This window comes from Peptococcus simiae (assembly GCF_046569735.1).
In the GTDB taxonomy this organism is placed as follows: Bacteria; Bacillota; Peptococcia; order Peptococcales; family Peptococcaceae; genus Peptococcus; species Peptococcus simiae_A.
In genome coordinates, this window is record NZ_JBKICG010000011.1 from 40,080 (window position 1) to 60,771 (window position 20,692).

Here is a 20,692-nt window from a genome sequence, read left to right on the forward strand (position 1 = left end):
TTATTCACTGGGGTGGGCGCCGGTCCCGGCCCTCCTGGTCAGACTGCTGCCGGTCAGATGACCGAAGGCGGTCCAGCTGGGGCAGGGTATCCGAAAAGGACCGGGGCCGGTCGATGCCGGCATAGCGGCCTCCCTTAGCCTGCCGGGCCTGGTCTGCCAGGCTGGGCCCCTCTTCCTTGGCCTGCCGGCCGGAAGGGCGGGCCTGGGCGGACTGGGTCCGAGGCCGCTCACTGACCGGCCGCCGGCCTGTTTGGGCATGGACCTGGTCCCGCGGCCGGGACCGGTTGGCCGAGGCGGACCGGACGCCGGCAGACCGGGCTTCCGGTCTGGCCCCGGCCCGGTCTGAACCGGGGTTCATGCTTTCACGAGCCAGGTTCCGGCGGACCCGCCGGCGACTTTCGGCCCGGTTCCGCTCTTTCCGGGCCCGCTCGGTGCGGATATCCACCAGGAGGAGCCACATGAAGACAGCAGGCAGGGCATAGAGGACAAAGAGGGCCACTGAGGCCAGGAAGGAGAGGATGCTGAAATTCACCGTCGCCGAGGCCTGGAAGTAGGGAATGGCGCAAACCACCGCCGCAATGGAAAAAGCCAGCGGGAACAAGAGGCCCAAAAGAGGGCTGCGCTGGCGGGCTAAGATATTTTGGCAATAGCCCCCCACAAGAATCATCAAAGCAATAATAGCAAAGGTCAAAAATGACTTTAACCAGAACAAAAAAATCCCCCCTTATAATGAAACTTTTTCTGTAGTATATCATACTTCGGATAGGCATGAAAGTTCTGTAAAATTCCCTCTTTCCCCTTGCAGCCGCTGTCCCTTGCAGGTAAACTAAGGGTAGCAATTATCATATATTATGACAGAAGGAGCCTTGCTTATGACCCATATGCTAAAGAATACGTCTCGCCACTGTATCACAATCCTCTTGTGCCTGGTCCTCCTGGCCCTGCCCCTATCGGCCTGGGCTGCAGAAGTGCCGGACAGCGCCAGCCAGCCGGAGGCCACCAGCTCTCTCCCGGCGGAGCCGGCCGGCAAGGCCATCAACAAAACCCTCTTTTTAGCTGAAAATACCCTGTCCGTCAGTGATGTGGTCAAGGGCAATGCCTTCCTGGCCGGAGAAACGGTTACCTTTTCCGGCGATGTCAGCGGCAGTGTCTTTGCCGCCGGTAACCGGGTCATCATTGACGGGGTCGTCAAGGGTAATGTCTTTGCTGCCGGCCGCAGCATCCACCTGGGCCCCAATGCGGACGTCCGGGGGGATATCTTCATCTCCGGGCAAAGCATTTCCGGGTCGGAAACAGCTAAGGCCGCCCAGGATGTCCGCCTGGCTGCCTCAGATATCAGCTGGGCCAGCCCGGTCGGTCGTGCGTTTTATGCCGGCGGCCAGACCATCAACTTAAATGCAGCCGTCAAGGGCGATGCCGAAGCCCAAGGGGACCAGGTCAAGCTGGACGCCGGGGCCGCCATTGATGGCAACTTCACCTATGCCGGCACCCTGACCAAGGACCCCGGCGCCAAGGTCAAGGGGGATACCATCCAATTGCGGACCCCCCAGAAGGACGATAACAAGGGGCTTTCCCTCTTCTTTGCAGGCCTGGAGCTCTGCCTGGCAGCCTTTGGTTTCTGGCTCCTAATCCGCCTGGCTGCCCGGTCTGCCTGGCCCCGGGTCCTGGCCCCCTTCTTCCGGCGGCCGGGAAAGAGCCTGGTCCTGGGCTTTGTCCTCTTAATTGCCATCCCCCTCTTAGCCCTCTTCTTCTTACTGACCATCAAGGGGATCCCCCTGACCTTTGCCCTGGGGTCCATGTATAGTGTGGCTTACGCCCTCCCACCCCTGGTCCTAGGCCTGATCATTGCCGGCCTCTTAAGCCAGGGCAAGGGCTGCCAGTACACTGCCCGGCCCCTGGTCATGGCCCTGGTCATTATTGCCCTGGCCGTCGGTCAGACCCTGGTGGCCAGCCTGCCCGGCATTGGCGGCCTGATCATTGGCTTGGTCAGCCTGGCCAGCCTCTGGCTCTTCTGGGCGGTCATCGCCGGCTGCTTTATCGCCGCCAATGATGCCGATGACGCCGCTGAAGACCAGGCTGACCTGGAGGCCCTCCAGGCGGAAGAAGCGGCCGAAGCCCAAGCCGCTGCCAAGGAAGAGGCCACTCGGGTCAGCCCGGTAGCAGTTCCGGCCCAAGACCCGGCCCTGACCGCTGACGAAACCCGGCAGGGGCCGGCCCTTTCCTCTGAAATCCAGGATGACCAGGACAAGGATGCCACCTTGGTCCACCCCCGGGTCAGCGATGACATGGTGGTCCGCCGGTCAGCCAACCCGGCCCAGGCCATGGATCCTAAAAACCCCCTGGCCGGTGATCATCCGCCGAATGACCGGGAAAACGAATAGAAAAAGGAACCGCATAGAAAAAGCAGGTCTGCCCCTATCGGGCGGACCTGCTTTTTGATGATCTGGGAATAGGCCTTACTTGCTAAAGGCAACCCCCTGGGTGGTGCCATTGGCCTGGTAGAGGGGCTTGACTTTAAAGCCCAGGGCCTCGGCCACAAAGCGGACCGGGACCATGGTCCGGCCGGCTTGGTTGACATAGGGGGCCACGTCCATGTACTTTTGCTCGCCATTGACGGTGTAGGCCTTTTGCCCGATGGTCATAACCAGCTTTTGCCCGGCCAGGCTGGTGGTAACCGTCCGACTGGCATGGCTATAGTCCACCTTGGCCCCAAAGGCCTGGGCCACTGCCCGGTAGGGGACATAGGTCCGGTTGTTGACCACCACCGGCACCGTATCCATGGTCTGGATCTGGTCACCATCAATGACCAGGTTATTAGACCCGATGGTCAGGCTCACCGCCCGTTCTTTTTCTGCTCCCGGGGCAGCGGTAAAGCTAAAGTCGGCGCTGCCGCTGACCAGCCGGTGGCCGGCATTATCGGATAAGACCAGCCGCCATTTGACCTCTGCCGGGGCCTCGCTTTTCAGGACCAGCTTGCCTTCGCCACCCCGGCTCACCTGCTTGATATCCACGGCATAGCCCAGGGCCTTGGCCCCGTCCAGGAATTCCACCCGGACCACCGTGGGCTGCCAGTCCAGGTTGAGGGCCTTGCCGTCCTGGGTCAGGACAAAGGTCACTTCATTGTCCTTGCCGGCCGGCCCCTCGGTTTGCTTGGCCTGGAGGACGGTTCCATCGGTTTTATTGGACCGGGTAACTGCAAAACTGGCCGTCGCTGAAAGGCCCTGGCTGGTCGCCGTCACAATAATATTAGACCCCAGGGGGGCATTGCCGGCGACGACAAAGCTCCCATCTTCTTTAAGGCTGTCTTCTACAACAGCACCGCTAACGGTATAGGTCACATCGGTAACGGCCTGGCGGTGACCGGCCCCATCGACCAGGGCCAGGGCCGGGGCTTGGACGGTATCCCCAGGGGCCACCTTGCTATTGGCATACTTGACCTCCAAGCGGCTATCGGCTAAACCGCCGGTCACCTTGATTTCCTTACTGAGGCTGGCCTGGTTGCCCGGCGCCCCCTGGTAGCGGACCAGATACTTGGCCGCCTGGACAGAGGGGGTCACCGGCAGGGTCAGGGCCTGGTAGCCGGCCTGGTTGGCCAGGTCAAGGGTCTGGCTTTCCCGGTCCAGCCGCTTGCCCTGGCCGTCAAAGGCTTCGACCAGTAATTGGTCGCCGGCGGCCGGGCTGTAGTTGCGGTCAAAGCGGACCTGGATTTGCCCGGCCTCCTTGGCCTTGAGGCTATCCGGCATCACCACCATCTCTTCCGGGGCCCATGGCCCGTAGTTGACGGCCGGGGCCAGGGGCCTAGCCTGGACCGGGCCGGTGGTCAGGGGCAGGGACCCACAAACCAACCCGGCGCACAAGAGGCCGGCCAACCATTTATTTCGCTTACTGGGCATAGTATCCTCCTTAATGACTAATTGATCAGGGACTGCCGGCCCTTAAAGGCGGCCGGCAATGGCATCCAGGAAGGCTTCGCTGGACAGTTTTTCCTTCTTTTCCAGGTTAGACAGGAGGACCAGGTCCCCGGTCATTTCCCCGGCTTCAATGGTATCTAGGGTCGCTTTTTCCAGCCGGTCTGCAAAGGCTTGCAGGTCCCGGTTGCCATCTAATTCGCCGCGCTTACGCAGGGCACCGGACCAGGCAAAGATGGTGGCCACGCTGTTGGTGGAAGTCTCTTCCCCCTTGAGGTGCTTGTAGTAGTGGCGCTGGACGGTGCCGTGGGCGGCTTCGTATTCATAATAGCCCTGGGGGGAGACCAGGACAGAGGTCATCATGGCCAGGCTCCCAAAGGCTGAGGCCACCAGGTCGCTCATGACGTCCCCATCGTAGTTCTTGCAGGCCCAGATAAAGCCCCCTTCAGACCGGACCACCCGGGCCACGGCGTCATCGATGAGGGTGTAAAAATATTCAATACCGGCCGCTTCAAAATCGCCCTTAAATTCTTTTTCATAAACAGCCGCAAAAATATCCTTAAAGCGGTGGTCGTAGACCTTAGAAATGGTATCCTTGGTGGAGAACCAGAGGTCCTGCTTGGTGTCCAGGGCATAGGTCATGCAGGCCCGGGCAAAACTTTCAATGGAGGCATCCAGGTTGTGCATGCCCTGGCTGATCCCCGGCCCTTCAAAGCGGAAGACCTCCTTTTCCTCGGTCCGGCCATCATCGTATTGGACGACCAGCTTAGCGGTTGCCGGCCCGTCAACGGCCAGCTCGACATTCCGGTAGAGGTCCCCATAGGCATGGCGGGCAACGGTAATGGGCGAGGTCCAATTGCTGACATAGGGGGCAATCCCCTTCACTAGAATCGGGGCCCGGAAAACCGTCCCATCCAGGGCCGCCCGAATGGTCCCGTTGGGGCTCTTCCACATTTCTTTCAGGTCATACTCGTCCATCCGGGCGGCATTGGGGGTGATGGTGGCACACTTGACCCCGACCCCGTACTTTTTAATGGCCGCGGCGGCCTCGTGGGTCACTTGGTCGTCGGTCTCATTCCGGTGGGCCAGGCCCAGGTCATAGTAGTCGGTTTTCAGGTCCACATGGGGGGCGATGAGCTTTTCCTTGATCCAGGCCCAAAGGATCCGGGTCATTTCATCCCCGTCCATTTCAACCAGGGGGGTCGTCATTTGAATTTTTGCCATGGAGGTCCTCTCTTTCCTTGCTTGTATCAATGGTTTCTATTAGCCGACCCGGCCTGGGGCCGGGTCCTTGTCTGTAGGGTTGCTGGCCTGTCCGGTCCCTTCAGAGCCGGCTGCTGCTAGGCCTGCCGGCTCCCGCTCAGCCGGGTTCTTGCCAGGTTCATCCGCCTGGCTGGGCCCCTGGGCCTGGTCCGGGATTTGCTCTCCCTTGACCGCTCCGCCTTCATCCGCCGGGGTGCTGATGAGTACCGTCGGGGGATCCGCCTGCCAGTCCACAGTAAAGCCCAGGGGCTTGGCCAGGTCCCGGAGCTTGATATAACTGAAATCATCAATAACGGCCCGGTCCAGCTGATAGGCCTCCCCATCCACCCGGACCGTGATGCCAGCCATGAAGGCGCTCCGATAGGGGAGGGAGGGGCCGGGGGCCTGGCCCGCCTGGCCCCCAGCATAGGGGGTCCGCTTGAGGATGATTTCATTGTGGTCGGCATCGTAATCCACCGAAAAGGCCGCCCCGGTTCCGGCTAAAACCCGAGCCAGGTCCCGGAGCTTGTAGTAGTGGTTGTCTTTAATCAGATACCCTCTCAGGGGGACCGGCAAGCGGTTGACGTGGACATTGCCCAGCTGCTGTCTGGCCAGGGCGTAGCCGGCACTGGGGTCAGTGCCCAGCCAGGCCTCCAGGGTCGGGACCCCGGCGGCCTTCATCCGGCCGGCTGCTTCTTTACCAATGTAGCGGAAGTGCCAGGGCTCATACTGGTAGCCGGTGACGGCCTCCTGGCCCCTGGGAAAACGTAAAATAAAGCCAAAGCGGTGGGCATTATTGGCCAGCCATTGGCCGGCCTCGGTATTTTCAAAGGCCACTTCCAGGGTAATGCCGGGATAGCGCCGGTCACCGATATCCGCCGCCAGGCCGCTTTGGTGCTCGCTCATACCGGGCTTGGCGCTAAAGGTATCGGCATAGTCGCCGACATTGGCCCGGTAGCCCTTATAGAGCCAGTCCTGGTAGGCATAGGACCGGTAACCGGAAAGGACAAAGAGCTGCAGGCCCGCCTCAATCCGACCGGCCTCCTGCATGTCCTGGAAGGCGGCCTGGGCTTCAGGTAGGAGCTGCTTATTATCCGGGGCGCCGGGGATGGGGTCATAGTCCGCCCCGATGGGGTAGTCCCTATTAATGAGTAAAATACCATCGACAACCAGGGCATTGGCCGAAAGTGCTGCCCCTGCTGCCGGCGCCGGCCCCCCAGAAATCAATCCCCCTGCCAGAACAAGCCCCATGCCTAGGCTAAGGACCCTTAACGCTGCACCTTTCATAACCGTCCTCCTTCATAAACCTGCTTATCTATTGATATTATACCGTTTTCCAGAGAAGTGTCCAATAGAGACCTGTATATACCGCCAGACTTCTGGGTAAAAATGGATAGAGGAAGGAGGGTGCTTATGTATATCAGTATGGCCGGCGGCTGCATCGGCTGTGGCGCCTGTGAGGCCCTGGCCCCGGATCTCTTCAGCTTAGACCGGGCCCAAATGGCTCAGCTGAAAGAAGCCGAACCGACAGATGAAGCCCTGCAAGCCCAAGCCCGCCAGGCGGCCAAGCTTTGTCCCAAGCAAATCATCTTTATCGAAGAGGATTAGATTGTAACCGCCTTGTTATAAACCGCTTTGACCCATTTGATACAATAAGGGGAAAGGAAGGTGATTTAATGCGTTACCGCATCCTGCTTACCCTTATCCTCCTGGTTGGCTTTTGCTACCCAGCCCAGGCGGCAACCGCCGCAGAGGTCTCCAATGCAGCCTCTTTTATCTATACCGATGCCGCCAGCCGGTCCCTTATTCCCTATGAACCGACAGAAGTAACCATCGGCCTCTTAGGCGATAGCGGCCGCCCTTTAGCAGCACCGCCTAAAGGGAAAATATATTTTTGGGCCACCGATGCCCAGGGCCAGACCAACCAGCCCCTGGAGGCCATGGACCTCGTCCCCCGGTCTATAAAAAAAGGCCTCTATGTCCACGGGAACACAGGGGTCCCTGGGGTCTTTATTGCAGACGGCCGGGCCTTTCAGCAGCAGCAAAGCTTTAAGGTCCGCTTTAGCCGGGCTGGGACCTACCTCTTAAAGGGGGTTTACCTCCCTGAAGGCATGCCCTTTAACCCAGACCAGCTGGAAAGCTACAGCCGGCTGAGCTTTTCCGCCACAGGGCCCAAGGCCCGGACCTTAACCGTCGGGACAGCCACCGTCGGCGATGTCACCTTTATGCGGATTAGCCCCTCTATTAATGGGGTAGAGCTGCCCGGTCTGACCGTCCAGCCCCCCCGGGGCCACCAGGAAAAAGAGGTCCATATCCCCATCTCCGCCGACGGCGCCACACCAACGACCCTCTCCCTGACCCTCTACCGGTCTAATGGGGAAGGAATCGGTGCCGGCGTCCCCGTCTACGTGACCACTAGCGCCCCAGGCGTCCAGGTCACACCCGCCAGTGGCTTTACCGATGCCCAGGGCGTGGCCACCGTCCAGGTCACCGGGCTCACCAAGGACCAAGGGCATATCGGCATCCGCTTAAACCCCAATGATGACCCCATCCTGATTCCTGTGGCCGCCTACAGCTACCATCCCCAGACCGTCCGCCTGGGCATTGGCAATATGGTCATGGATGTAGACGGCCGCAGCGTCTACCTGGATTCCCCCCCTGTCGTCAAAGACGGGCGGACCTACGTCCCCTACCGGGCCATTGGCGAAATCCTCGGCGCTGAAATCAGCTATAACCCAACCATTCAAACCATCACCGCTAATTTTAACAATAAAATCATCACCATGACCCTGGGCTATGACCACTATGCCGTCAATAACCAGGTCACCCAAATGGACGCCCGTCCCTTTATCAGCGAGAACAACCGGACCATGGTCCCCATCCGCTTCATGGCAGATGCCACCGGCTATAAGGTCCGGCCGGTCTATGATAATCGCGGCCTTACCAGCTCCATTATCTTCACCAAGGGTTGAGCCGGCCGGAAAAGTGCCGCCTCGCCAAGCACATAAAAGGTGGCGGTCCCTGCATAGACGCAGGTGACCGCCACCTTTTTTATATATTTGTCTAAGCCTACAGGGCTACAAGCGCCTGTAATGGGTCCCATAGAGCCGGTCCGGGTGGGCTAAAAGAAAGTCCAGCTCTTCCAGCAAGTCGGCCTTGGCCTCATTGAGCCGACCGGATAAAACAAAGTAATTCGAGGGGTGGGTAGAGGAAAAATAGCTGCCCGGGCTATCCAGGGCCCCCATCAGCGTCCGCATTTCAGCCACCGCCTCCTCCGGCGACAGGGGCTGGAAAGCCCCCGCCCGGACCTGGTCAGCCAGAGGCGTATCCGGCTCTACCATCAGGGTTAAAAGCCCAATATACTGGGCCCGGATCCGGTTTAAGGCCTTGGCCGTCTCCAGGGCATGCCGGTCGCTCCCGGCCTTCCCGGCCAGGCCGACAATGGCCATGACCGAAACCGCCATACCTGCCGCCTGGGCCCGGTCACAGGCCCTGATAATATCCGCCACCGTCTCCCCTTTTTCGATGCCTTCCAGGACCTGGTCATCGCCTGACTCCAGGCCGATGTAAAGCAGGGCCAGGCCCAGGTCCCGCAAGTGGGCCAATTCTTCATCACTCTTACTTAAGACCCCCTCCGACCGGGCATAGACACTCACCCGAGGCCCATGGGGCCAAAGAGTCCGGATGGTCGTTAAAATCCGTACCAGCCAGTCATAGGATAAGACCATGGCATCCCCATCCGCCAGAAAGATCCGCCTGATATCTGGATAAGCCTCAGCCCCCTCCCGGAGGTCTGCCTCAACCGCCGCCCAAGGCCGGACCCGGAAGGCCTTACTTCTATACATAGAGCAAAAAGTACAAGTATTATGGGAACAGCCCAGAGTCACCTGAAAAATCAAACTCCGCGCCTCACTCGGCGGCCGATATAAGGGACGATCATACTGAAACATCATTCTACCTCCTCCAATCGCATTAGGCTAATAATCATGGCCATTGCAGCCCTCCACCTGGTCCCTTCGAAACAGCCAGGCCTCTCTCTAGCTTTAAGCAGGTTTATTTTCGTTAAACATGGACCGCAGGGTGTCCTCTAGAAGGGCAACCAGAACCTCCTCCCCCTTCTTTTCAGGCTGCTTAAAGATAAAGTTTAAATTGACCTTTGGCGCCTTGGGGTCATAAATGAACTCCATGTCTTTCATATTCTTTATGCCTGACCGGTCTATAATATTGAGGGGCAGGGTCGCAAAGCTATTGGGATTAAACTGCAAATTTTTTAAGATTAAGTCTATATTTGAAGAAAAAAAGGAGGCCTTGCCTACATCCTCATTCAAATATTTGCCAAAATACTCTGTGCTGCCAATGATTTGCTCCAGCTGATCCTGGTCCTGACCAAGGCTCTTATGCGCACAAGTCACCATTAAGGTGCTTTGAATGGTAACTGAATTGAGCTTGGCCCGGTCCAGCTCCCGCCCATCCAAACAATAGGCCAGGCCATAGGTCTGGCTTTTGCCCTTGACCCGTCTACTGATTTCCTCCAGATAGCCTTCGATAAATATAAAAGTAAACCCCGGTAATTCATCCGCCAGGGTTCTCTTCAGCTCCGAGTAGTAGGACTGCAGTAACAGGGGGGATACCGCTAAAGTGATTTCTTTATTCAAAGCTTCCAGGGCCTGGTCCATGTTCCGTTTTTCCAACACATACCGGTCATAGGTCTCCAGGATTTTCTCCGCATAGAGCTTGAAATACGCCCCCTCCCGGGTTAAATGGACGCCAGCTGATGTCCGCTCAAGTAATTGCACCCCCAAAAAGGTCTCCAGTTTTTTAATCTGTTTACTCACATTGGGCTGGGTTGTGTAGAGGGCCTCTGCCGCCCGGTTCAACGAGTTATAGCGCGTTGCATAAATAAAAGACCTTATCCATTCTAACCTCATTTTAGATAAACTCCTATCTCTATTGCCTCTACCACTTCAATCGCTCCTGCTTATTCCATTATGGAATATCCTCTAGAAAAATCAAGTCTTTTGTTATTAGACAAGATCAGAGCTATCACTTATTCTAATAATAACGAGAAGTTCGGAGGTTTTTTTACGTATCCTATTTATTTAGAGGAGGAGAGATTGCTATGTCAACGGATACAACCAATGTAGCTCACAAGAGACTACATTATATCATTACCACGGTACTGGTTTTTGGATTTGGATTTTTACCCCCTTTTTCGTCAATGACCCCCTATGGGATGGGCGTTCTCGGCACCTTCATCGGGGCTGTTTACGGCTGGACCACCATCGGTATGGTTTACCCCAGCTTCGTCGCAATTATCGGTCTAGGTATGTACGCCGGCATGCCAAAGGTCTTAGCCAGTGGCTTCGGTTCACCCATCATCGTCGCCTTATTTGCCCTGCTTCCTTTAATTACAATATTAGACGAGCTTAAATTAACCCAATATTGCGTGAATTCCATCTTTTTTAACCGGCTTTCTAAAGGCAAACCCTGGCTCACTTTGTTTCTGTTTTTCTTGAGTGCCTTCTTGACAGCCTTTATCAACCCCATCGTTTCTGCTGTTATTTATTGTTCCTTTATAGCCACTATTTGTAGAAATGCAAATATCGAGCCTTACACTAAGCTGCCTGCAGCCTTATTGCTCGGTAGCGCCTACGCCATCATGAACGGTCAAATCATGTTCCCCTTTTTAGGAACAGGGCTGACCTTCACCGCTGCCTACGCCGGGATGTTTAAGCAGGAAGTGCCCGTCTTAAAATACCTGATTTTTGTTATTCCTGTCGGCATTATCATGATTGTTATCTATATGTTAATTATGAAATTCATCCTTCGCGTTGATGTTTCTGCTTTAAATGAGTACAGGATTGACCCGAATACCAGCACCAAATTAACGCGAGATCAAAAAATCGCCCTTGCATTCTTTGGCATTTTCTGCACCGCTATGCTCCTATCTTCAGCCTTACCAAAAGACTTCATCATTTCCCAATGGCTCAACCAACTGACCATTTTCGGCATTTCTGCTTCCGTTATTTGTGCGATGATGTTACTACGTAATGAGCAAGGTCAACAGTTCTTTAATTATCAAAATATTGCCCGAAAGTTCCCCTGGGAAGTTTTTTTCCTCACTACTTTTATCATTACGATTTCCTCTTACCTCACCGCCCCGGAAACGGGCCTTGGAAAAACACTGGCATCCATGTTGGTCCCCTTGACACAATTACCCCCCATCCTCTTTATCATTGTAACCATGTTGTTGGCAACGATTATTACCAACTTTGCGAACAACATGATCCTAACTATCATCATTATGCCCGTTCTAGTCCAGTTCAGCGGTACCGTTGGCCTAAGTGAAATTGGCATGGTTTTATTACTCTTCCTGACAACACAATTAGCCCTAGCTACGGCAGGCGGGTCTCCCATTACCGGGATTGCCTATTCTATGGATAATTTAGTCCGGGCAAAAGATATGATGTCCATGGCCCTCAAAGTCATCCCCCTTCTCTTTATTTGCCTGATGGTCATCGGCATGTTCTTCTTGCAGATTATTTTCTAAGGCCTGACCTGCTAAGATCCCAATAAAGGAAAGGATTCGACATGCTAAAACAAGATGCTGAGCGCATCCAGTCGCTAAAAGATCGCTGCAACCACTGTGTTTGCCAGTATTGCGGAAGCCCCCTGCTTTTAAAGAAAATCAGCTTCATCAGTAGCCCGGATGCCCGAGTGGAAATATTTTGCAGCAACTGCGATAAAATCGAATATGGTGTTGAAAGTGAAATTTATAAGATCGCCAAACTCTACGTTGAAGAGACCGGTTTTAACCATTATAAAGAATTCGACATCAGCTTGCAGAGTAAGAGGATGAACATTGCCAAGGTTGCTCAGATCATCACCTGGACAACAAAGTCTCTGGGTTTCTTATCCAACAAGGGTTTTACCGTCACCCCAGCAGCACTCGAAAATATTGTAGGGTCCTGCAAAAAATTTACAGATGCTGACTTTCAGGCAAAACCGGAACCGAGGGACAATGATGAATAAGCCCTCCTATGTACTTGAATTAACCAATGTGAATAAGAGCTTCAATGGTAAGCCCATACTCAATAAAATCAACTGGAAGGTAGGCCCGGGAGAACGCTGGGTGGTCTTTGGCCTAAACGGTAGCGGGAAGACAACCCTGCTCACCCTGATCAGCGGATTCCAAGCAATTTCTTCCGGAGACCTGCGGCTCTTCGGTCAACCCTATAGCCAAGAAAACATCACAGACTTGCGCAGAAAAGTTGCCCTGGTCAGTCACAGCTTCTTCGGAAAAATCTATACCAAGGAAACCCTCCGCGACATCCTCCTCTCCAGGTTGGGAAACGGTCTGCAAGGCCATCTGGAAGCCTCCATCTATGACGAAGGCCAGGCCTTAAAGCAGCTGGACCGCCTCGGCCTGGGAGACTACCTGGATTACCCCTTTAACTTTTTATCTAAGGGAGAGCAACAAAAAACCCTCTTTGCCCGGGCCCTGCTCTGCTCTTCAAAACTTTTATGCCTGGATGAAATCACTTCCGGAATGGACGTCCTCATACGGAAAAAAGTCCTCGCCCTCTTGCGGGAATACAAGGATACCGTCATTTACGTGACCCACCATCCTGAAGAAATCAGCGACTTCTTTACCCACATCCTGCTCTTAAAAAGAGGGCGGGTTTACCGGCAAGGCCCTATAAAGGAAGTCCTCACAAGCGAAAATTTAAGCCACTTTTTAAATGAACCTGTTGTATTGAAGAGAGACCCCTATGGCTGTCATATCCTGTAACCACCCAGTCTTCAGGGTCCATGCTAAAAGAAGGTATGTTTATGTCAAAAGCTAAGGCCTACAGTGACATGCGAGATGTCTCCGTCGCTGACGATATTATGCAGATGGCTGACATGGGCTTTTTTGACCTATTGCTTACAGCCTATGGCACAGCTTATTGGGAACAAGGCCAGGTGACTTATCTCATCAGCCCTACAAAGGATAGCCTCTATACCCACATCATATCCTTACGCGAAGAAGGGTATACACCGACGAAAATCATTTCCCGGCAGACCTTTATTCCAAACTTAGCCGGTACGGAAGAGGTTGAGCAAGCCCGCCTGGAATACGAAACCGGCTATAGCCTGTCCGACCTGGTTGTGGCTGATGACTTGGAGGCAATGGCTCAACTAGCCGCTGTAGACAACAGCACCCTTGCTGAGCCCTTGTTTTCTGACTGGCAGGAGCGCCTCATCGGCTACTTTTACTATCCTGGCCTACAGATATTTTCAGCCAGCTTAACAGATGCCTATATCGCTAAGAAAATATCACCACAATTCTACCAGCAAGTCAAGGATTGGGTAACCGGGCAGCTCCACCAGGTGGCGAACGAAATTGTTCTCCCTGGGCCTGGCCATAAAACCTTTTGGGGCTTTGCCCACTGGCTACCGGAAAGCCCGACCATCAAATATTCTATAGACGGCAACTACGCCGCCACGATTGCCAAGTGGGAAAAGTTACGGTCAGAGGGCAGGATTACCAGCCCCTTATACCAACAGACCCTAGCCCTAAAAGAAAAACACACCCCCTTAGCCTTACGTGAACCCTTTTTAAAGGCGATGAAGGGCCAGTTTGATGCAGATTTCATTGAGAAAATTACTGCCCTTCACCAGTTACCTGCCGCCATCAAAAAAGCGGATTATGAAGACCTCGTCAGACATTTGAAAAGCGACTATAGCCAAGAATCTTTTTTATTATATGAAAAATGGTGGGGTCTTTAATGACCCTAAGCAACATTCTTTTCATGACCTATTATCCGTTTTTAATTTTATTAAAAACAGCATAATAAAAAGCGTTAGCTAAATGTATTGGAGTTTGAAAGGAGAATAAGGATGTTAAGAGAGAAAGGTTTATCCAAGAAAGTATTCGTTATCGGTCTTGATGCCATGGACCCCAGACTGACCAGAAAGTATGTCGATATGGGCCTCATGCCCAACGTCAAGGAACTGATTGAGCGGGGTTCAGCCAGAAAAGACCTGGTCCTGCTGGGCTGCATGCCGACGGTTACACCGCCCCAATGGACAACCCTGGCAACTGGCGCCCCCCCTGAAAAACACGAAATTACCGCTTTCATGAGCCAGGGTAAGGACCTAGATTTATGTAACCTGAACTTCGACTCCCGTCTTTGCAAGGCTGAACAGTTATGGAATGTCACCGCTGAAGCCGGCTACAAGACCCTGGTTTGGCATTGGCCGGGCAGTGCATGGCCACCGTCCTCCGATAGTCCCAACCTCCACGTTGTTGACGGTACCAGCCCGGGCTCTGTCAATATGAGTACCGCTCAATTTGAAGAAGAAATGTTAGTCATCGCCGATGTGAAAAACCAATACACCGGCTTTAAACCCCATGCCACCTCCACTGCAGAAGTGCCCTGCGTTGTTACCGGCTTAGATGAAGAGCCCGATGACAGCGAACGGGGCGGGATTGATGACCTCTATACCAAGAGCACCGATGGCTTCCCGGTCTACGTCATTGACCCCCTCGTTGACGGTCAAGGCGGTTACATTGATATCCCCATCAGCGCCTCCATGTCCACCCTAACGGATGTTGACCAAAGCAAATGGGCCGCTGCACCCGAAAATGCCAAAGAATTCACCGTCCTCTTAGGGGGCGGCTTAATCCGCAGACCGGCCCTACTTCTGATGAACGACGAAGGTAAATATGACCGCGTTGCCATTTATAAGAACAAGAAGAGCGAAGAACCCCTCGTAGAAGCTAAACTCGACGAATATGTCCGGGATTATGTTGACGAAGGGATCAAAAATGACGAACGGGTCCGTTGCAACAGAGACTTCCGTGTCCTGGAAATCAAAGAAGACGGTACCTTTGTAAAAATCTGGATGTCCGCAGCCATGCAGATTGAAATGAACATGATGTGGTCTCCGCAAAGTCTCCACCAGGAAATTCTCGATAACATCGGCTTCCCGCCCCCGACCTCAACCCTAGGCGGTAGCCCGGAACTGATTACCAAGTGTATGCACGCTTGCTGGGAACATACCCTTGACTGGCAGAGTGGGGCACTAAACTACCTCATTGAAAACCACGACTATGATGTCATCTTCTCCCACTTCCATTCTCCTGACTTACAGAAGCATATGTTCATCAGAGATATGGTTCACGGTCGGCCCAGCAAAAACATGCCACCTGAAGTCTACCCGGCCTTTATGGAAGACGTCTACACCCAAATCGACCGTTACGTGGCCAAGTTTATACACTTACTCGATGAAGGTTGGACCCTCATCATCACCTCTGACCACGCCCAAGTTTGCCCCACCTATGGGATTCGCGGCTTAGGCGATAGTGGCTTAAACGTCCAGTTAATGGAACAACTAGGCTATACCACCCTGAAAAAAGACAGCGAAGGCAATCCCTTACGGGAAGTCGACTGGGATAAAACCCTGGCTGTTGCAAACCGGGAAATGCACATCTATATCAACCTCAAGGGGCGGACCGACCACGGTATCGTCGATCCGGAGGACCAGTACGAATTAGAGGAAAGAATTATTTCCGACCTCTACAGCCATAGAGACCCGGTCTCCGGCCACAGAATCATCGCCTTTGCCTTAAGACGTAAAGATGCCCATATGCTCGGCCTAGGTATCCCCTATCCGCAGGGCGGCGACATTATCTATTGCATGGCTGAAGGCTATGAACACGACCACTGCGACAGCATGGCCACCTCCTTAGGTGAATGTGATACCTCTGCCGGCCCTATCTTCATCGCTGCCGGACAAGGGATTAAGGAAAACTTCGAAACGGAGCGTACCATCCATCAAGTAGACGTCGCTCCCACAATGGCCGCTTTACTAGGCGTCCGTATGCCAAAAGATTGTGAAGGGGCCCCTGTATATCAAATCTTAACGGAAGAATTTTAGTAACAGATTGAATTTACAAGATCTCTTAAAGTTGACTTAAAAAACCTGGCCTTCAGAGCCAGATCCCTAAAAGGCTTCTTCTGAAGGCCAGGTTTTAATATTACAAGCCCGGGATAATCAAAATGAGCTGATGAGAATGTTCCTCATCAGCTCATTTGCTGGTTTTATATTTATATTTTTTTGAACGCTCCATATCACAAGCACATAGCTTGACCTTAAAGATGAAGAAAAATAATTTTGCAACCCCTCTGAAGCCTGTTTTTGTAAAAGCGATTCCATTTAGCCCTGGTTTAAGTAAGGGTTACAAAACATCCAAATTTTTCTGCCCTTTTACTAGGCTATAAGTACTCTTGCGCTTTACATTACCGGTTAGGACAGAGCCCAGTAAAGAGGCTACAAAAACAAGAAGGAACCATAGCGCAATGGTTTTCAACTGAATGCCACCACCGCAAAAACTGATAATTAATGGCACCAACATGGCATCTACAAACATGACCGCATTCATTGATCCCATTTCAGACGAAACCGTCGTTCTCAGCTGAGGGTCAACGATGCGAATAAGAGCAATACCACTGGGACAAGTCCCTGTTGCACAGCCCCAAATCCCTAATAAACGTTCAAAGTCAAAATGGCCACCGATACGAGAGGAGAAGAACCAGCAAATACCAAATGTTATAAGCCCGACAACTAAAGCTGTGATGATAATAGGAGCAAACCACTTTCCTACAACACTAAGCTGTACAGCCATAAATGCAGAAGTAATCATGAAGTCCGTTGTGAAACCAGTCACCCGTGTTTGGAGTCCATCATCAAAATACTGTTTTAAATCAAATTTATTTAATATATATCGCACCCCGTAGGCCACAAACATACCAATGAAAAAAGTCATTGAACCAAAGATTTGAACAAACTGATTGGGAACAGAAACCAATAAATCGCCAATTGGTACAGCAATAACATAACATAAGCCCATTAGAGCAATACAAAAGGCTAGGGAGTCAATATTCCCATTATAGGTCGTAATCATACCAGCAGCCTGAGCCTGCTCTTGGCGCTTATAAAGACCCTTTTTTATGCTCCGGTCAATCTCATTGGGATAACTGGCCAGGCCTTTTTTGATACCATAGCGGGCCAAGGGAACGCCTACGCCAAAGGCCAAAAGAAAACCTAAGACAGCATAAGTAATAGCCACTTGTTGGGCACCTTCCAAGCCCTTCTCCTGGACCATCGCCCCGAAAGTCGCTGCCTGGCCTGGACCATGGTCAAAGCCAAAGGGGATCAGCATCCCATACTCCGGCGCCATTGAAAAAAATCCGCCCACTAAAAGCAGGACCCCATATCCGATAAAGGGTTGAATGGCATACAGCATATTCCAAATGCAGCCCATGCCGATAGACCCCTTAATAGCCTCTTTATTGGCATTCACCCCTTCTTCTTTGGGCACATTGGTTAAACCCATAGAAATAAAGGTGAAGATAAAGAAGACGCCCACAATATTATTTAAGGCATCAGGCGAAACACCCACACTTGGCAAAAGGCCTATATTCATCAGAACAAAGCCTACGATACCACCTATAACACTGGCAGGCATTAAAATATTGCCCAAGGGTCTCACGAGCGCCCTTAATACTACACCAACTAAAAGCATAATACCAACCCATGAAAAAGTTGTTACCATATCTATTGTAGCCCCCCTTTATATTTATATTTTATATGCTATCATAGACCTTATCAAATGTAAATTAAGACCCCTACATTTATTATAAATACTATTCGTTTATTTAAACCCATTTTAGGAAGGTGCTTTTTATGAACTTTTTTTATAACGGAACCATTATTACCATGGTAGATAAAGCCCCCTTCGCTGAAGTACTTGTTGCCGATGACCAAAAAATCCTCTATGTTGGCAAGGAAGAGCATGCCAAACCCTACATCACCCCTGATACCCAGTGGATCAATTTACAAGGGAAAACCTTACTGCCAGCCTTTATTGACGCCCATAGCCATATTTCAGATACTGCTATGCTGTTAAAATCCGCTAATTTACAGGAAGCGCATAGCTTCCAAGAGATTACCGCCATCATACAAGCTTTTATAGATACACACCCTACAGATGATTTGCCATTTATTATAGGACTGGGCTATGACCAGTGCCAGTTAAAAGAGGGCATCCATCCAGACAAATCTATTCTTGATGAAGCCTTCCCAAACTTAGCCGTCGTCATTGTTCATACCAGTATTCATATGTGTGTCGCCAATAGTAAAATGCTGGATTTTCTTGGAATTAACGAGCATACCCCGGAACCGGAAGGTGGCCTAATCGGTCGCATGGCGAATAGCCGTGAGCCCAATGGCTATCTTGAAGAAACCGCCTTTAATCCTGTATATGAATTAATTTGCAAGCAGCTAGCCCTTACTGCTGATGATATCATCCAAGCCCAAGAGGTCTATTTAAAAAATGGCATGCTGACCATTCAAGAAGGCTCAACCGACGAACCCATCGTTAAAGTATGCCATCAAGCAGCAGAGCAAGGTCGCCTGGTCTGTGACCTTGTTGCCTATCCTGCCCAAAATTTCGGCCGAGGCATTCGTTCCGTTTTTGAAACCTACGCTTCTTGTGTTAACCGGTATGAACATAACTTTAAAATAGCTGGCTATAAGTTAATTTTAGATGGTTCTCCTCAAGCCCGTTCTGCTTGGCTTAGCGAGCCTTATGAGGGCAGCGATGATTTTTGTAGCTATCCCTGGCTAAATGACCAAGAAGTACAAGGGTATACAGATCTTGCTTATGAGAAAAACCTTCAAATATTAGCCCATTGCAACGGTGATGCTGCCAGTGAACAATTCATCAAGGCCTGTGAAATCTCTGCTAAAAAATATCCCCAAGCGGACCCCAGACCGGTTATGATACATTGCCAAACAGTACGCGATGACCAGCTTGATCGAATGAAAAAAATCGGCATGATTGCCTCCATTTTTGTCGACCATGTCTATTATTGGGGAGATACCCACTTAAAAAATTTAGGGCCTGTCCGCGGCCCCCATATCAGCCCTGCTAAAACGGCAATGAGAAAAGGCCTCTCGGTCAATTTTCACACAGATTGTCCTATCGTTATGCCAAATCTTTTTCAAACCATCTGGACAGCTGTCACTCGTCAAACAAAAAAAGGCATTACGCTGGGCCAAGATGAGCAAGTTTCTGTCTGGGAAGCGCTAAAAGCTTTAACGGTTAATGCTGCTTTCGCTTATTTTGAGGAAAATGAAAAAGGCTCCTTAGAAGTTGGGAAAAAAGCTGAGTTTATTATTGTTAGCGATAATCCCCTACAAGTAGAAAAAAACCATCTAAGAAATATAACGGTTCTCGCCTGTATCAAACAGGGCAAATGCCTTTATTCTTCAAGGGAAGGGCTATTCGACAACTTAGCTAAATAGCCCTTTATTGTCTTTACCCTACTCAACAACTCTCATCAGTAGAGCACGCTCAAATCACTTAACCTTGTAATCGGCCAAATAGTTTTTGCCCTTTAAGCCTATAAAATACATTTAAATACTTCCGAGTGCCCCCAACAGTGCATCTAACTTTTGGGGGCACTCTATATTTACTGTTTTAATTTTTTATGCTCCTAGTCCATTAAAACTTCTTTATTGGCAGCCTGGCTGGATGGCGTTTGGGCAGATGTGCGCCCCCCGGCTAGTCTTCATCAGGCTGTCCTAGCCGCCACAGGCAGCAGGGCCCATAGCATAGGGCGGCAGTGAGTTCGTTATAGGTCATAGGGTATCCTTTCTTTATTCAGCAGGTTCAGTATGATTATCAATATGCTTTATTGTAGCCAAGGCAAAGGGCCTTGGCATCTCTTAGGGAATAGTGACAAGGGGCAGGGCTTCCCCTTCTATATTGCTAAAGGATAAATCCTATAGTAAAATAATTATATTCATAAACTGAGCCCCTTAATAAAGGAGGATGAGTATGAGCATAAGTAATATTCAAGTGGCAGTAGATGAGAAGTTACGAAAAGAAGCTGAAGATTTATTTAATGATTTGGGGTTATCTATGTCTACAGCGGTTAGTTTATTCTTGAAGGCTGCCGTTTCTCAAGATGGGCTGCCTTTCAGCATACAAAGCCCCCCTTCAAAAGAAATATTACAGGAAGCATTCCAACTTTTTGAGGCAAACGCCATCCAGCAAGGCTTAGAAGACCTGGAAAAAGGACACACTTTGGATGGCGAAAAAGCGCTAGCACGGTTAAGGGAAAAATATGGCAACAAAATTTAAGTATCAGCTAAGCCAATATGCCAATAATGACTTAGATGATTATCTTGATTATCTACAAAATAAGCTCAAGAATCAGACGGCTACCAATCAATACCTACTTGCCCTAACAGATGCCATAGACCAGTTAATCACTTTCCCCTTTAGCGAGGCTCTCCTTAGGAACCCCTGTCTGAAGAAAAAGGGGATTCGGGTCTGGCCTGTAAAAAATACGCGTATCTATGGCATGGTCCAGGAGGATATGAAAACCGTATATATCTTACGCATTCTATCTATGCGCCGGTATGCCGACCGATTAATTGACCAGGCCGTAGAAAAATAAGCCGGCTGCTTTTGCACAGCTGGC

Annotated in this window: 18 protein-coding genes; 11 read left to right on the forward strand and 7 right to left on the reverse strand. The window is 51.6% G+C overall.

Going from position 1 to position 20,692, the window contains the following annotated elements:
• Nucleotides 1–4 precede the first annotated feature (4 nt).
• The gene (locus ACLGL1_RS06055; RefSeq protein WP_411007846.1) at nucleotides 5–712 is read right to left on the reverse strand and encodes a hypothetical protein; all 708 of its coding nucleotides are present in this window, start codon (nucleotides 710–712) and stop codon (nucleotides 5–7) included.
• Nucleotides 713–872: 160 nt separating this feature from the next.
• Between ACLGL1_RS06055 and ACLGL1_RS06060 the strand changes: the two genes are divergently transcribed.
• Entirely contained in the window at nucleotides 873–2,381 is a 1,509-nt protein-coding gene (locus tag ACLGL1_RS06060) for a bactofilin family protein (RefSeq protein WP_411007847.1), read from the forward strand.
• A 75-nt stretch (nucleotides 2,382–2,456) separates the two neighbouring features.
• On the opposite strand, the gene ACLGL1_RS06065 is transcribed toward ACLGL1_RS06060, so the two are convergent.
• Genes ACLGL1_RS06065 through ACLGL1_RS06075 form a run of 3 tightly spaced genes read right to left on the reverse strand, consistent with a single transcriptional unit; the run spans nucleotide 2,457 to nucleotide 6,437 of the window.
• On the reverse strand, nucleotides 2,457–3,893 hold the full coding sequence (locus ACLGL1_RS06065) for a copper amine oxidase N-terminal domain-containing protein (protein ID WP_411007848.1): 1,437 nt from the start codon (nucleotides 3,891–3,893) through the stop codon (nucleotides 2,457–2,459).
• 42 nt (nucleotides 3,894–3,935) lie between these two features.
• Nucleotides 3,936–5,132, reverse strand: coding sequence for an NADP-dependent isocitrate dehydrogenase (locus ACLGL1_RS06070; protein ID WP_411007849.1), 1,197 nt, complete (start codon nucleotides 5,130–5,132; stop codon nucleotides 3,936–3,938).
• A gap of 39 nt (nucleotides 5,133–5,171) precedes the next feature.
• A complete protein-coding gene (locus ACLGL1_RS06075) occupies nucleotides 5,172–6,437 on the reverse strand; it encodes a D-alanyl-D-alanine carboxypeptidase family protein (RefSeq protein WP_411007850.1) in 1,266 nt (421 codons plus the stop codon).
• A 126-nt stretch (nucleotides 6,438–6,563) separates the two neighbouring features.
• Here ACLGL1_RS06075 and ACLGL1_RS06080 point away from each other — a divergent pair, with 126 nt between their 5' ends.
• Both ACLGL1_RS06080 and ACLGL1_RS06085 read left to right on the forward strand, forming a co-directional pair.
• A complete protein-coding gene (locus tag ACLGL1_RS06080) occupies nucleotides 6,564–6,758 on the forward strand; it encodes a ferredoxin (RefSeq protein ID WP_411007851.1) in 195 nt (64 codons plus the stop codon).
• Between the two features lie 68 nt (nucleotides 6,759–6,826).
• Complete coding sequence (locus ACLGL1_RS06085; RefSeq protein ID WP_411007852.1) at nucleotides 6,827–8,122, forward strand: stalk domain-containing protein; 1,296 nt, start codon at nucleotides 6,827–6,829, stop codon at nucleotides 8,120–8,122.
• Nucleotides 8,123–8,227: 105 nt separating this feature from the next.
• On the opposite strand, the gene ACLGL1_RS06090 is transcribed toward ACLGL1_RS06085, so the two are convergent.
• Together ACLGL1_RS06090 and ACLGL1_RS06095 are read right to left on the reverse strand one after the other, a co-directional pair.
• On the reverse strand, nucleotides 8,228–9,100 hold the full coding sequence (locus tag ACLGL1_RS06090) for a radical SAM protein (RefSeq protein WP_411007853.1): 873 nt from the start codon (nucleotides 9,098–9,100) through the stop codon (nucleotides 8,228–8,230).
• A 93-nt stretch (nucleotides 9,101–9,193) separates the two neighbouring features.
• Nucleotides 9,194–10,078, reverse strand: coding sequence for a LysR family transcriptional regulator (locus ACLGL1_RS06095; protein WP_411007854.1), 885 nt, complete (start codon nucleotides 10,076–10,078; stop codon nucleotides 9,194–9,196).
• A gap of 191 nt (nucleotides 10,079–10,269) precedes the next feature.
• On the opposite strand from ACLGL1_RS06095, the gene ACLGL1_RS06100 reads away from it, so the two are divergent.
• The 5 genes from ACLGL1_RS06100 to ACLGL1_RS06120 all read left to right on the forward strand — a co-directional run bounded on the left by ACLGL1_RS06100 (nucleotide 10,270) and on the right by ACLGL1_RS06120 (nucleotide 16,076).
• Nucleotides 10,270–11,700 carry an SLC13 family permease gene (locus ACLGL1_RS06100; RefSeq protein WP_411007855.1) on the forward strand — a complete coding sequence of 477 codons (1,431 nt, stop codon included), beginning with the start codon at nucleotides 10,270–10,272 and terminating at the stop codon, nucleotides 11,698–11,700.
• 41 nt (nucleotides 11,701–11,741) lie between these two features.
• Nucleotides 11,742–12,182 (forward strand): hypothetical protein, encoded by a 441-nt coding sequence (locus ACLGL1_RS06105; RefSeq protein WP_411007856.1) that lies wholly within the window; start codon nucleotides 11,742–11,744, stop codon nucleotides 12,180–12,182.
• Complete coding sequence (locus ACLGL1_RS06110) at nucleotides 12,172–12,942, forward strand: ABC transporter ATP-binding protein (RefSeq protein WP_411007857.1); 771 nt, start codon at nucleotides 12,172–12,174, stop codon at nucleotides 12,940–12,942. The genes ACLGL1_RS06105 and ACLGL1_RS06110 overlap by 11 nt, the downstream gene beginning before the upstream one ends.
• Before the next feature lie 41 nt (nucleotides 12,943–12,983).
• Nucleotides 12,984–13,922: a hypothetical protein gene (locus ACLGL1_RS06115; protein ID WP_411007858.1), complete on the forward strand. Its 939-nt coding sequence runs from the start codon at nucleotides 12,984–12,986 to the stop codon at nucleotides 13,920–13,922.
• 111 nt (nucleotides 13,923–14,033) lie between these two features.
• Entirely contained in the window at nucleotides 14,034–16,076 is a 2,043-nt protein-coding gene (locus tag ACLGL1_RS06120; protein WP_411007859.1) for an alkaline phosphatase family protein, read from the forward strand.
• Between the two features lie 301 nt (nucleotides 16,077–16,377).
• Here the strand turns inward: ACLGL1_RS06120 and ACLGL1_RS06125 are convergent, their stop codons facing one another.
• Nucleotides 16,378–17,754 carry a sodium/glutamate symporter gene (locus ACLGL1_RS06125; protein ID WP_411007860.1) on the reverse strand — a complete coding sequence of 459 codons (1,377 nt, stop codon included), beginning with the start codon at nucleotides 17,752–17,754 and terminating at the stop codon, nucleotides 16,378–16,380.
• Between the two features lie 131 nt (nucleotides 17,755–17,885).
• Here ACLGL1_RS06125 and ACLGL1_RS06130 point away from each other — a divergent pair, with 131 nt between their 5' ends.
• The 3 genes from ACLGL1_RS06130 (at nucleotide 17,886) to ACLGL1_RS06140 (ending at nucleotide 20,668) form a co-directional block, all read left to right on the forward strand.
• Nucleotides 17,886–19,508, forward strand: coding sequence for an amidohydrolase (locus ACLGL1_RS06130; protein ID WP_411007861.1), 1,623 nt, complete (start codon nucleotides 17,886–17,888; stop codon nucleotides 19,506–19,508).
• Nucleotides 19,509–20,043: 535 nt separating this feature from the next.
• On the forward strand, nucleotides 20,044–20,349 hold the full coding sequence (locus ACLGL1_RS06135; protein WP_411007862.1) for a type II toxin-antitoxin system RelB/DinJ family antitoxin: 306 nt from the start codon (nucleotides 20,044–20,046) through the stop codon (nucleotides 20,347–20,349).
• Entirely contained in the window at nucleotides 20,333–20,668 is a 336-nt protein-coding gene (locus tag ACLGL1_RS06140) for a type II toxin-antitoxin system RelE/ParE family toxin (RefSeq protein WP_411007863.1), read from the forward strand. Before ACLGL1_RS06135 ends, ACLGL1_RS06140 begins: the two co-directional genes overlap by 17 nt.
• The last annotated feature ends 24 nt before the right edge of the window (nucleotides 20,669–20,692 follow it).